Here is a 13,588-nt window from a genome sequence, read left to right as displayed (position 1 = left end):
CGCCCAAACACGCCCAGCGGGAAAATAGGAGGCATACATCATGGGTTCTGGCGGCTTTGTAGTGTTTGAGATGGCATCAACCTTAAATTCATTTTAGGCAGTTTAGAGTGCATTTTTTTAGCCGGGTGCTCTCAAATCTCAAGGATCACCAATTTTTTCAATCTTTGGATCTGGTCGCGCAATGCCGCGGCCCTTTCAAATTCCAGTTCCTGAGCCGCTGCGCGCATTTTACTTTCTAGAGATTCAATGACGGCATCAATATCATCCAAAGACTTATACTCCGTGACCTCGTCTGCTACCTCATATTTGGGGATTGTCTCAGCTTCTTTGGCGAAATCGAAAATCTGAGTCACCTCCTTGCGAATGGTTTGCGGCGTGATGTGATGTCGTTTGTTGTAAGCATGCTGTATTTTCCTTCGGCGCTGGGTTTCGTCCATGGCCTGGCGCATGGAGTTTGTGACCGTATCCGCATATAAAATCACCGCTCCTTCAGCATTTCGGGCAGCTCGGCCGAAAGTTTGAATCAATGATCGATTTGATCGCAAAAATCCTTCCTTGTCGGCATCTAAGATAGCCACCAGCGACACCTCAGGTATGTCTAAACCTTCGCGCAACAGATTAATACCCACCAAAACATCAAATTTGCCCAGTCGCAGTTCTTGAATAATATCCATGCGTTCAAGCGTGTTGATGTCTGAATGCAAATAACGAACACGAACGCCCAGGTCAGAATAATATTCGGTTAGGTCTTCCGCCATTCGTTTGGTCAAGGTCGTGACCAGAACCCTTTCATCATGTTTTTGACGGATTAAGATTTCTTCATAAAGATCATCTACCTGGTTTTGAGCGCTGCGAACCATCACTTCCGGATCGATCAGTCCGGTCGGGCGAACGATCAATTCAATCACTGCATCTTTGGCGTGCGTGAGCTCATATTCCGCCGGCGTAGCTGAAACGTATACCACCTGCGACATCCGTTGTCGCGATTCTTCAAATTTGAGCGGTCGGTTGTCCAGCGCTGACGGCAGTCGAAAACCATATTCAACCAGGGTTTCTTTTCGCGAACGGTCGCCGCGGTACATTCCGCGCAACTGGGGAATCGCAATGTGACTTTCATCGATGATCAGTAAATAATCCTTTGGAAAATAACTGAGCAATGTCGGCGGCGGTGCGCCGGGTTTTCTTCCGGTCAGGTGACGGGAATAGTTTTCAATACCATGGCAGTAACCGAGCTCCTGCATCATTTCCAAATCAAAATGAGTCCGCTCTTCAATGCGCTGGGCTTCGATCAGCTTTTTTTCATTTCTAAAATATTGGATTCGCTGCTTGAGTTCCGCTAAAATCGTGTCAATTGCTTTTTTACGGGTGACTTTGGAGGTAACATAATGGCTGGCCGGAAAAATGGTCATCCGCTTCAAATGCTTGATTACCTTTCCTCTGAGCGCATCGATTAGAGCAATGTTTTCAACTTGATCACCAAAAAAATCGATTCGAATCGCTTGGTCTTCTTCATAGGCTGGAAATATCTCAACGCGGTCACCGCGCACCCGGAAAACACCTCGGTAAAAATCAACATCGTTGCGTTCATAATGCATTGAGATCAGGTCATATAGAAGGGTGTCCCGCGAAAATTCCATATCGGTTTCAATATCCACCCGCATGGCCAAATAGTCTTCCGGTGCGCCCAGACCAAAAATGCAAGAGACACTGGCAACCACCACAATGTCTCTGCGTGACAGCACTGAGCGGGTAGCGGAATGGCGCAGCTTATCGATCATGTCATTGATAGATGAATCTTTCTGAATATAGGTGTCTGTGGAAGGAATATAGGCTTCGGGCTGATAATAATCATAATAGCTGACAAAATATTCAACCGCGTTTTCCGGAAACAACTGCTTAAACTCGTTATACAGCTGAGCTGCCAGGGTTTTATTTGGCGCTAGCACGAGGGTTGGCTTGTTGATTCTATCAATCACATTGGCCACTGTAAATGTTTTGCCCGAGCCGGTTACGCCCAAAAGCACATTGTGCCGCTTGCCGTTCTTTAAATTGTGACTGAGCGCATCAATGGCCTGGGGTTGATCCCCGGTCGGTTTAAAATTGGAAACGAGTTTGAAAGCGGTCATAGCCAAAAATGGATTTTAAAAATAGCCTTAAAATAAGAGTTTATCGACGAAATTGGTTTTAGACAATTTGCATGGAATAATGGAATATTGGTCTGCTGGAACAATGGTCAAAAAGCCTAACAGTTGCTGAGTGCTGCTTTCTTCTGTTTTAATGGAAGGTGGCTCAATATACTGACGGGTGCATCGGTGTTAACCACGTGATTTTTTTAGCCGTTTATATTTTAAATTAAAAGATTAACATTTTATAAAAAACTATTTATAATTAATATACTTACTATTATTGATCGCCAAATTTAATGGGCAAATCGCCATCATTCCATTAGGCCATGCTACGCTAAAAGGTCATAACAACAACTGCTATTGTAATCAGTCAATTTAATCAATCAAGGCAATGCACATCGCGCCGATGCCCTCCCCTTTGCCGATCACCCCTAAACCTTCTGTGGTCGTTGCTTTGATATTAACCTCATTTGGTTTGATGTTCATTGTTTGGGACAATATGGCTTGCATTTTCTGACGGTGGGGGGCGAGCTTTGGCGCTTCGGCAAATAAGGTGGCATCAAGATTGAGAATCCGAAACCCCTCAGCTGTTAACAGTTGGCAGGTCGCGGATAGCAGTTTCAGACTGGAGATGTCTTTGTACTGGGGATCGCTGTCTGGAAAATGAATTCCGATGTCTCCCAAGCCAGCGGCACCCAGCAAGGCATCACAGACAGCATGCACCAGCACATCGGCATCTGAATGGCCCAGCAAGCCCTTTTCATACGCAATCGAAACGCCGCCCAATATCAGCGGACGCCCTTCCACCAGACGGTGAATATCATATCCGATTCCCACCCGCATCCTTGACTCCTTTACATGCGTATGGTTGGTTTTGCAGACACTTTAAAGCTGCTCAACGCTACGATCATGTGGGTTTAAGGTTCACAAATTGAATATTGTATGTATATTAGTTGGTTATCTAAATAACACATTCGCATTGGTCGGTAAAGCAGATGGGAAAAACTATTTAAGAATCGTGCGAGCATGCCGATATGGTAAGCATCGATCCACCTTTTGATCTGAGTCTGTTTGCCAAAAGGACTTAACGCCAAGGTTGAGGACAACGCTATGTCAGCAAAAATCACGATTCTGGTTATGACCCTATTTATTTATGTATTGATTATAGCGGCCTTTAACAAGGCCAGAGTCAAATATTCAGGCGGCAAGGTCGAAGATGTGATCAATTTGATTTTAATCACTGTTGTGCTCATGTTTTTGGGCGATTATGTGCTTTTATTGGATCCCTATCTTGAAGAAAACATCCTTTTCACCCTCCAAGCCTTATTTCGAACAACTGCCCTGTCGTTTTTAGCTTATGGCGGCGCCAGAATTGCCGGCCGTTAGCTGTGCCGACAGACCTCGATCAGGGCAAATCTTCATCCATGGTTTTTGTTTAGAGCTGATATGTTTTTGTGCCCTGGACAGGGCCAGTTTTATCTCACTGATGGCGTGCTCACCATCGCCGATGCGGGCTTGATCGGTTTTGCCGCCCGGCAGTGCTGTGTCAATATCCTGTATGATAAGTTGTACCATCTTGGGGCCTAACAGATCTTGGACTTTTGACAGGATATTCAACAAAAATTCATTGAAACTCTTAATGAGTACCTGGCAGGCATCTTGATAGTTCGGTATGACGTTTAGTTCTTGCGAAATTTTACGGACATTAATGTCAACGCTGTGATTCGGTTGTAAGTTACGGAATATGTAATAGGGCTGGCAGGCGCTGACCTGTTTGGATTGGTCAAAAATTACCAACGCCTCGTTTCCGAGTTCACCTTCAATGTTGCGAAATAATATTTGGAGGATTCCGTGGTAAACTGTGATGATGGCTGCGTAATCCCTAGATTTTTGTTTTTGTTCTTTTTCATGTTGCTTTGCCGATGCCATTGCTGGTTCGTCGGTTTTTTGCTCAATAAGACCGGATGAAAGCAATGAATAGACGGTTTTGTAGCCGGAATATTCATCAAAGCCACCGTCCCGGATCACTTGCCGAAGAGAACGATGCCCGTCAACCAGACCCATGATCCTCAGTTCGGCAGCAGTCAAAGTCACTTGATCATTATCTTTGCCACTGATTTTACCGGTCAAACGATAAACGAGCATATCGCTGGGGATTTGTTTCTTCAGTACCGCTATTTCGTCTATTTTGCGGGAGGCCTCAAGCAGCAGGCTGACCACATTAATTCTAGCGACAATCATCCCTTTGGTGTTGAGCGCTGCATCTTCATATTCAAATTCGCCTTGGTTCCATAAAAACAAGTTGAATATGAGAAATTCAATCTGCTGCTGGATTGTATCTTTAAGTCTTTGCGGGCTGATGATATCCTGCTCGATGAGAACTTTGCCCAGGCGATCTTTTTTGTGGGATCCGGTTGCGTAAATGATTTCCCCGTCTTTCATATAAATTCGGATCTCTTTATCTTCATTGCGAACCTTCAGCACACCGGTCTTCTGATCATCGCTCAATAGCTGAAAAATACTGTTTAAATCAAATGTTTCGAAATTACCGGATAACGCCATAGGCAAACGGTCCTTTAATCATGTCGGAGAGCAGCGCATTGCAATAATGGGTGATTGCAGGTGGTCTCGGACAGCCGCCGCAACCGATTCTGTATTTCAAGGCATAATTTTATCCATATGGGCCAATCTTGTCAACGTTCCATAATACTTGACCCGCGACTGTTAAGCCGTATAAAGTAAGTCATTTAGCTTCATTTTCAGTACCTTTGCGTTAAAAGGAAGCGGTATCAGATCAGGAGAAAATTCCTATGGATATTTCGGTTTTGCGGTCCGCTATCAAAAATAAAGCCAAAAATGAGATGAATGAAGTTGAGGCCAAGTGTCTTCTGAATGAATTCAATGTGCCGGTGGTACCGGAAACGATGGCACTGGATGATAAGGAAGCCCTTAAAGCAGCTGACGCATTTGGCTTCCCGGTAGTGGTCAAAGGGCTGGGTTCTGCGTTGGCGCATAAAACCGAGCGGGGGCTGGTGCATTTAAACCTGAGCCATCAGAAGGCGGTTCAAAAAGCGCTGGCGGCCATCCGAGCAGCGGCAGGAGATGATTTGGAGGGGTTTGTCGTCCAGCCGCAAATCCAAGGCCAGCGAGAGCTGGTGGCCGGTTTGTTTCGTGACCCGCAATTTGGGCCGGTTATCATGTTTGGTATTGGCGGGGTGTTTACGGAAGCATTGGCGGATGTCAGTTTTCGCCTGGCCCCGATCAACGAAACCGACGCAAGCGAAATGCTGGGTGAAATTCGTGCCAGCGCATTTCTGGGCCCTTTTCGCGGAGAGCAGGCAATTAATCGTCAGCAGATTATACAAACCCTTATTGGGCTGTCCCGCATCGCAATTGAGTTTCCTCACATTGCAGAGATCGATATCAATCCACTGCTGGCGTCTTCCGACGGCCGACTCTGGGCGGTTGATGCTTTGGTGGTGCTCGGAAGCAAGACCGAAAAGGAACAGCTGTTACCGCCGCCTGTTTCCCCGGATGCCATTGGAGCTATTTTTTATCCCAAATCAATTGCTTTTGTAGGCGCTTCGGCCCAAATGGGCAAATGGGGCCACATGTTGATGGCAAACACCATCAGCGGCGGATATGAAGGCCAGGTGTTTCTCGTTAATCCCAACACAGAAACCATTGCCGGTCGCAAAACGTATCCCAGCGTCAGCGATATACCGGACCCGGTTGATCTGGCAGTAGTGACCATTCCGTCCTTCTTGGTGCTGGACCTCATTCCCCAACTGAAGCAAAAAGGCATCAAAAACATGTTGTTGATCACCTCGGGCTTTGGCGAAACCGGAGAAACCGGAAAACAATTGGAAGCTAAATTGGTGGCGGCCGCCCGCAAAGCTGACATTCTCATCCTAGGCCCCAACACCATGGGAATTTGCAATCCGCACATTCATTTTTACTGCACCGGTTTTCCCGCCAAGCCCAGAGCAGGATCAACTACCATGGTTTCACAATCCGGTAATATGGGCGTGCAGCTACTGGCCTTTGCCGAGCAACAGGGTATCGGGATTCGTGGCTTCTGCGGATCCGGCAATGAAGCCATGATGTGCATCGAAGATTATCTGGATGGACTGGAGGTTGACACCCTGACGCGCACCGCCGTGCTCTATATAGAAAGCGTTAAAAACGGACGTCGATTTTTTGAAGGCGCACGCCGGGTGGGGCGGAAAAAGCCCATCGTGCTTCTTAAAGGCGGTGAGAGTCAAGCGGGCAAAAGAGCCGCTGCCAGTCACACCGGCGCCCTGACCACCGATAAACGGGTATTTGATGCGGTATGTCGCCAGGCCGGTATTGTAAAGGTCGATGTGCCCATGGAGTTACTCGATTTGGGGGCCGCATTTTCATCGTTGCCCCTGCCCAAAGGCAGTCGCGTCGCCATCATGACACTAGGCGGCGGCTGGGGGGTCGTCACTGCTGACCTGTGCGCGCATTATGGCCTCGATGTAATTGCGCTTTCCCCGGACATCATCAAGGCCATTGACCAAATCCTGCCGCCGTATTGGAGCCGCTCTAATCCCATTGATTTGGTTGGTGAGCGCGATCCAACAATCCCCATGGCCGTTCTGGATTTGTTGCTCAAATGGGACGGCTGTGATGCAGTGATTAACCTGGGCATTGTTGGCCGTCGACAGGTAATGAAAAGTCACGGGGCAGCAGTGTTAAAGGCCGATCCGACGTATTCTGCTGATGTTATCGAAAAAATACACGCCGAATTTAAAAAATTTGAAAAGGATTACATCGTCCAGATCATCGATCTGATGGAAACCTATCAAAAGCCTGTTATAGGGGTCAGCATGCTGCCGGATGAGAAACACCAGACCGTTTATCCGCATCAAGACCGCCCTTACAAGGGTGTATTTTTCTCCACACCCGAGCGTGCGGTAGGCGCATTTGCCAAGATGGTGCAGTATCAAAGGTTTTTGAGTCGAGATGTGTGAAGATAAGTGAAAGTCTCACGTAAGATACAAAGATAATTTTAATGATTAAAATTAGTTATAATTTATATATAAATTAATACTTGAGATAAAATTTTGACTTGTACAGCCATTTTGCTTGTGATATGGTGCCGCTTCTTTATGTTTTGATCACCCTTGTAGCATTTGAATATCAATATCGCAAAAGTTCATCAAATGAATCCAGTTGCCCGAAAACCGAACTATCAGTATGATTTTGAAATCGGCACCCTCGTCAAAAGCCCCTGCCTGGAGTGCCCTTACAGGCCTTTATTTCCGCAATGCATGCACACTTGCAGTTATCTGGAAGAAATCCACACCGTCTTGAAAGAAGTCATATCCTGCACCCGCCGATCTTAAGATAGCAGATCCGTCTACGCTCAAACGAGCTTGGGGCTTCGCGCTCCGCGCTATGACCCCACAAGTCGCCGCGGCGTAGTTTGAAAAAGTGAAGACGGAAGCTCATTAGCGCGAAGAAGGGTCTTCTGACATCTGTTCTCTAACGTCTGACCTCTGTCATCCCTATTCTGACTTCTGTTTCCTGAAATCCCACAAAGCATCCCGCAAACCTGAAGTTCGCTGGATTCTGCGATTCAATGCACTCCGAAGGATCTCCGATTTTCCCCAGATGGTGATTTTTTTGCGCGCGCGGGTCAGGGCGGTGTAAATCAGTTCTCGCGTTAAGATCGGAACGTCTTTGTTCGGCAAAATCAGCAGCACATCATCAAATTCAGATCCCTGACTTTTGTGGACGGTCATGGCATACACCGTCTGGTGTGCTGGGAGTTGATGCGGCAAAAACCAACGGATGCCGCCATCACGAGCGCGAAAATAAACGACCAATTCGCCGCTGGTGTCACTATCCAATGGCAGGGTAATTCCGATGTCACCATTGAACAAGCCCAGTGGATAACGGTTGCGGGTAATTAATACGGGACGTCCCGCATACCATGGATTTTCCGCATGCGGATGAGGTTGAATTAAATAGTGGCGGCTTAAAATCTGCTCCGCCAGCAAATTGATGGTTTCAACGCCCAGCGGCCCGATATTAAGAGCGCACAGTATTTTAAAATGTTCCAAACATCTTAAAGCCTCTGCCGGATCTCGGGTCGTCAGACAGGGTCGATAAGCGCTGACAATCTGCTCGGGCAATGCAGCCATCAAATCGGCATCCAAGCTCAGCTTCTGCCATGCCAGAGATTTTTCAGCGCTGTCCTTTAGGATGTCTAAGGCGCGATCCACTTGTCCTGTGTTTATCGTCCGGCTCAAGGCGCCAATGCCGCTGCCGGTCGCAAAACGATAGCTTTTTTGCAGCACCACGATGGAATCCTGCAAACCGAATGCCGTATCAGCGGTTGGCACCATCAGATCCAGTTTTTCACCGGTACATTTCTGCAACTGGGTTTTAAACGCGGCTGAAAAACCGTGCATGACGTTGCGATCACAGATATCCCCCAGCACCGAACCGGCTTCAACTGAAGCCAATTGATCCTTATCGCCGATGATTATTAAGCGCGCTCTGTCAGGTATGGCTTGCAGCAATTTGGCCATCAGGGCCAGATCCACCATGGAAGCTTCATCCACAATCACCGCATCCGCCAGCAAAGGATTTTCTGCATTGTGGCGAAAATACGGTGACCCTTCAATGGGTTTGAGCAGGCGGTGAATCGTGAACACCTCAGAGGGAAATGCGCTTTTGATTTGCTCATTGCAGTCCATGTGTTGTCGGGCCTGCTCCAAAGCATCTGTGAGGCGAGCAGCGGCTTTGCCGGTTGGGGCTGCCAGATATATGTTAGGCCGCTGATCAGCGAGCAGTTCAAGCAGCAATGCCAATACTTTGGTGACCGTAAAGGTTTTGCCGGTTCCGGGACCGCCAGTGATGACGCAAAAATGCTTTAAACAGGCAACGGCTGCGGCTATTTTTTGCCAATCCACTTTCTGGTGGTCGGTTTCGGGAAATAAACGCTGCAGGATTTCCTTGAGACGATCAAGTTCCAAATCCTGCGGCGGAATCTGTGTTTTGCGTTTAATCGAATGGATAATCGCTTGTTCGTATTCCCAGTATCGGTAAAGATAGAGCCGATGATGGGGATCCAAAATTAACGGGCGAATGTCACCGGGGATGCCGATTGCCGGGCTGGCTTTCAACTTTTCTAACCAAACATCCAGCGGCGGACAAATCACTGACAGGGTTGTGTCCGCCTTGTCATTCGCTAGTCTCTGACCGGCAACCGTTTCAAGATCCAGACAAATATCGCCCCTGCCGGTGGCATGGCTCACCAAACCGGCGGCTAAAAATAGGTCGGCATCATGATCCGGTGAACAGTTACTGATAAATGCCGCAAAATGAACATCGATGGCTGACAGCATTCCGATCGTTTGCAGTTCTCTGATTGTGTCTTTATTCATATCATCTGTGTTTGCTGCCCGGGCTGAAGTGGATCTGGATTAACTACCACCAAAGCACGAAACGAAGAAAACACGAAAAAGAGGTATTAATTTCTTTCTTTTAGTATTCCGTGTCCTCGTGGTTTTGCATTTTTGTAAAAATTTCGTGCCTTCCCTCTTTTGTGCTTTCATAGTTGTTAACATTTTGTTTTAAAAATCATGCGAATTTTTCAAAATCCGGGATAAGCGCTTTTCCCAGATCGTTGATGAACGACGCTGGCGGTCTATCAAAGTAAATGCCAAATTCCGGATTCCGCTGCTGATCAATTCCCCGGATAAACAGATACAGCGCACCGCCAAAATCGGTTTCATATCGGAAAGCAGTATTTTTAAGACGCAGATACTGGCAAAGTGCCAGCACATAGAGATGATACTGCAGGACATAATAATTAGTTTGCATCACATCAGCCAGCGCATCGCGCCGGTAATCGTCAATTGCAGGACCCAGATAATTGGATTTCCAGTCCACCAGAAAAAACCGATTCTGGTGCATAAAAATCAGATCGATATATCCTTTCATAAAGCCGCTGACCGGACTGAATGTCAATTTTCCCATCCGCACTGGAAAATGGTTCTCAGTTTTGCCTGCGCCCGGGCGGTTGAAAAGGCGCTGCAGGTTTGACGGCCGAACCATTTTTAGCGGAAAATAAAATTCCATCTCATTGATGCGATGCTCGAAATCAATTGCGGACAGTGTCAACTCTGGCTGACTTTTCATCAGTGGAACATGAAGCACATTGGTGATGGTGTCGGCGACGACATTTAGCCAGGCATCACCGAAACCATACACCTGCAGGGCACGTTGAATGATTTGGAGTAAATCATCTGAATAGGCGCTGGTATAATCCAGATGCTCAAAGATATCGTGAAAAAAATTTCCGGCACGGGATCCTCTGGGAAATGCGAAAATCGAGTCACGTGCTGCTGATTTCCGCAAATTTTTATCATTGACGTCCATGACCGCAAGGTGCCTGGTGATGGCGCCCAGGGCATCTCGATCCGGCTGATCGATGTCGGCGATCTGTCTTGATATCAGGGCCGAATAACTGGACACCTTCCAGCTGGTGTTAATTTTGCCCTTATAGGTGCGGCAACTTAGTGTATCGGGGGTTTCAGTTTGGTTCCGAAAGCGGCGATCCGAGGATTGAGGCAAAGGAACCACCTCAATGGTGTTGCGCGATGATGTGGCCAAGTCTGCCAGATCTGCCAGACGCTGCGCATCAGACAGGGGCTTGACCTGCTGTTTCAGATTGCCCACCCTATCAGCGGATGGCTGATGGATCAGGGCATCTGTTTTTGCGTGCAGCAAATAAGCCAGCGCCGATGAGTCTGCGGTATTGATACGCCCCCAAACCAGGTAGCATTTGTGTTTAGCGCGGGTTAGAGCCACATACAACAGACGGATATTTTCGGCCAGCAGCTCGTTTTGGGTGAAAACCAGGTTGGTGTCATAGGCGTCTGAACCTAAATCCATCGTCAAAAACGAATCTTTGCCCGACGCTGCAGGGTGGTGAAAAATGATTTCAGAATCTCTTACATATGAGCCTTCCCAGTTGTAAGGACAGAATACGACCGGATATTCCAGTCCTTTGCTTTTATGAATCGTCACAATTTGGACGGCCCGGGCGTCACTTTCCAATCGGAGTTGATGCTCTTCCAAACGCGGTGATTTGGTATCGCGCTGCTCCGCGAGCCATTTGATCGTGGCACGCATACCAAAGTTTCGCTGAGTGCACTCCTGATGAATGATCTCTGCAAGGTGTAGCAGATTGGTCAAGCGGCGCTCCCCATCTGCAAAAGGCAACAGGAGTTGCCGGACATTTTCTTGCTTTAGCAATTTGCGGAACATTTGCATAAAACCAGAGTGCCGCCACAACTGATGGTATTGACGAATTCTGATTAGTAGATCCTGCCACAAATGGACATCGGTGTCAGCGGAAAGCAAGTCTTCGCCCCGGGCACCCATCATATCCATTGCCAGGGCTGCTCTGAGAAGCGCGGGGTTATCCGGTTCACAGATACTCATCAGGACTTTTTCAATCTCCATCGCTTCATGGGAGTCAAAAATGTTGCCCGTGCTGTAGAGAACCGAGGGAATGCCTTTGGCAGACAAACACTTTTTGATTTGTTGCGCCTGACGGTTGGTTCGAACCAGAACAGCAATGTCGCCCGTTTGCCATTGGCCGGTCTCCGGGTGGGCAATCTGACAGATTTCTTCGGCAACGGCATCAGCGATCAATCGCGTTGCTGTGGTTTTGGTTACGGGCTTATCCTGATCTGTGTGCAGTCTTGAATCCAGGTACCATAGCGATAGCGGCGGTGTTCCGTTTTTCAGCTCAGGGTTTTGTTTTTGCCCTGCTCTGGCCGGTTGAAAGGAAATGTCCTCAAAAAGAAACGGCGTTTTCACGTTTGAAAAAAGCGTATTAACGGCGTTGATCAGTTTTGCCTGCGTGCGCCAGTTCTCCGTCAAAGTAAATTTTGACTTGGCATCCCTAACGGCTTTTAAGTACGAAAATACATCTGCGCCGCGAAAGCTGTAAATCGCTTGCTTGGGATCCCCGATCATAAACAATAAACTTTTCGAATCTGAAAACAGACGGGAGAAAATATCATATTGGACGCTGTCGGTATCCTGGAATTCATCGACAAGTGCAGCTTGGTATTTTCGGCGGACGGCATCTGCAAGCGGATTACCGCTTTTGGAGGTCAGCGCCTGCTTTACCAGGATCAGCAAATCATCGAAAAACTGAATATTCTGATCGGCTTTTAGGACCTTCAATTCAGTGGGTGCGATGTCCAAAAGCTGCTTTTTAAGATAAACCGTGTATTGTTGCAGCTCGATTTCCAGCTCTGCGGCCCTGTGGTAAAGGGCATCGCAGGCAATAAAAAAATCGTGATTGGGTGCCGTTTGGCCCTTGCGGACCGAATCATTTAATTTGCGCGCGGTAAATTTTTCAAAGTTCTTGAACAGGGGAAACCCTGTGTTGTTGGGCTGCACATAGAGATCCATCTTTTCAATCAACGACAGTATCATCAGATCGCGCCGACTCCTACCGCCGAAATTTTGTGCCGGTTTCAAACTGCCGTAATGGGTGCCGCTCAATGCGGGATCAGCCAACGCTTTTTGGACTGCCCGGCGTGAAGCGGGCCATTGACTTATGATATCTTGAAAGGCTGTGCGAAAAGCAGGTAATGCGTTTAAATCCGGTTTGCGCATCTGCGGTATGATGTCTATTTCAGCGGCCCCTATTTTGCCGAGCAATTTCTGAAATGAAGCAGGTCCTTTGAGCTTTTGGGTTAAATAAGCGATACATTCCAGCGGCGCATCATACAAATGACGCCGCCAAAAGTCTTCGGCTACATCGCGCTGCCATTCAGACGGATCAGAGACCAGCTCGGTGTCAAACAGATTTGATGTCTCAAAAGCGTGCTCAAACAGGATACGGGCGCAAAATCCGTGGATGGTGAAAATGGGCGCCCGGTCAAACTCAACCAGGGCATCATGAATCATGGCAATGGCTGCTGAATGATCCGCATGCCGCTCAAGCAATGCCATCAGCAAGGGGTCTTTATCAGATCCCTTTGCAAAGGCTTTTTCAGCCTGTAGCAATTTGTGACGAATGCGATCTTCCAGTTCCGCGGTGGCGGCTTTGGTGAAGGTAACCACCAAAATCTGATCGACCAGGAGCTGTTTTTCCAGTATCAATCTCAGAAACAGGCCCTCGATAGTGTAGGTTTTGCCGGTGCCGGCACTGGCTTCAATCAGATTGATGCCTTCGAGAGGAGTGTTTATGAGATCGAGGGGTTTCAATTTAGAGTACCTTTTAAATAATTTCTATAAATCAAATGGGCACGTTTTAAAAAAGCTCAGGTGTTCCGCCGCAGGCGGATTAAGGTTTCAGGGAATGTATGACAGAATGCGCAACCTAATTCATATCTACGTCTTCTATTTCGTAATACTGACACCTGAATCCGCCTGCGGCGGAACACCTGAAACCTGCT

Annotated in this window: 8 protein-coding genes; 3 read left to right on the top strand and 5 right to left on the bottom strand. The window is 47.6% G+C overall.

The features are described from left to right. Window positions 1-131: 131 nt before the first annotated feature. Window positions 132-2,126, bottom strand: a complete 1,995-nt coding sequence (uvrB, locus tag QNJ26_12695) for an excinuclease ABC subunit UvrB (protein ID MDJ0986392.1) — start codon at window positions 2,124-2,126, stop codon at window positions 132-134. A 375-nt stretch (window positions 2,127-2,501) separates the two neighbouring features. Next, on the bottom strand, window positions 2,502-2,969 hold the full coding sequence (ispF, locus tag QNJ26_12690) for a 2-C-methyl-D-erythritol 2,4-cyclodiphosphate synthase (protein ID MDJ0986391.1): 468 nt from the start codon (window positions 2,967-2,969) through the stop codon (window positions 2,502-2,504). A 267-nt stretch (window positions 2,970-3,236) separates the two neighbouring features. Here ispF and QNJ26_12685 point away from each other — a divergent pair, with 267 nt between their 5' ends. Continuing rightward, entirely contained in the window at window positions 3,237-3,512 is a 276-nt protein-coding gene (locus QNJ26_12685; protein ID MDJ0986390.1) for a hypothetical protein, read from the top strand. Here the strand turns inward: QNJ26_12685 and QNJ26_12680 are convergent. Further along, window positions 3,477-4,688: a DUF4388 domain-containing protein gene (locus tag QNJ26_12680; GenBank protein MDJ0986389.1), complete on the bottom strand. Its 1,212-nt coding sequence runs from the start codon at window positions 4,686-4,688 to the stop codon at window positions 3,477-3,479. The genes QNJ26_12685 and QNJ26_12680 overlap by 36 nt on opposite strands. A 248-nt stretch (window positions 4,689-4,936) precedes the next feature. Here QNJ26_12680 and QNJ26_12675 point away from each other — a divergent pair, with 248 nt between their 5' ends. Together QNJ26_12675 and QNJ26_12670 are read left to right on the top strand one after the other, a co-directional pair. Continuing rightward, complete coding sequence (locus QNJ26_12675) at window positions 4,937-7,123, top strand: acetate--CoA ligase family protein (GenBank protein ID MDJ0986388.1); 2,187 nt, start codon at window positions 4,937-4,939, stop codon at window positions 7,121-7,123. A gap of 192 nt (window positions 7,124-7,315) precedes the next feature. Next, window positions 7,316-7,498 carry a hypothetical protein gene (locus QNJ26_12670; protein MDJ0986387.1) on the top strand — a complete coding sequence of 61 codons (183 nt, stop codon included), beginning with the start codon at window positions 7,316-7,318 and terminating at the stop codon, window positions 7,496-7,498. A 162-nt stretch (window positions 7,499-7,660) separates the two neighbouring features. Here QNJ26_12670 and recD read toward each other — a convergent pair whose 3' ends face one another. After that, window positions 7,661-9,547 carry an exodeoxyribonuclease V subunit alpha gene (recD, locus tag QNJ26_12665; GenBank protein ID MDJ0986386.1) on the bottom strand — a complete coding sequence of 629 codons (1,887 nt, stop codon included), beginning with the start codon at window positions 9,545-9,547 and terminating at the stop codon, window positions 7,661-7,663. 196 nt (window positions 9,548-9,743) lie between these two features. Then, window positions 9,744-13,397, bottom strand: a complete 3,654-nt coding sequence (recB, locus tag QNJ26_12660; GenBank protein ID MDJ0986385.1) for an exodeoxyribonuclease V subunit beta — start codon at window positions 13,395-13,397, stop codon at window positions 9,744-9,746. Between the last annotated feature and the right edge of the window lie 191 nt (window positions 13,398-13,588).

Source organism: Desulfobacterales bacterium (assembly GCA_030066985.1).
Classification (GTDB): Bacteria; Desulfobacterota; Desulfobacteria; order Desulfobacterales; family JAHEIW01; genus JAHEIW01.
Note: the sequence above shows the minus strand (reverse complement) of the source record. Positions and strands in the feature narration are given on the sequence as shown.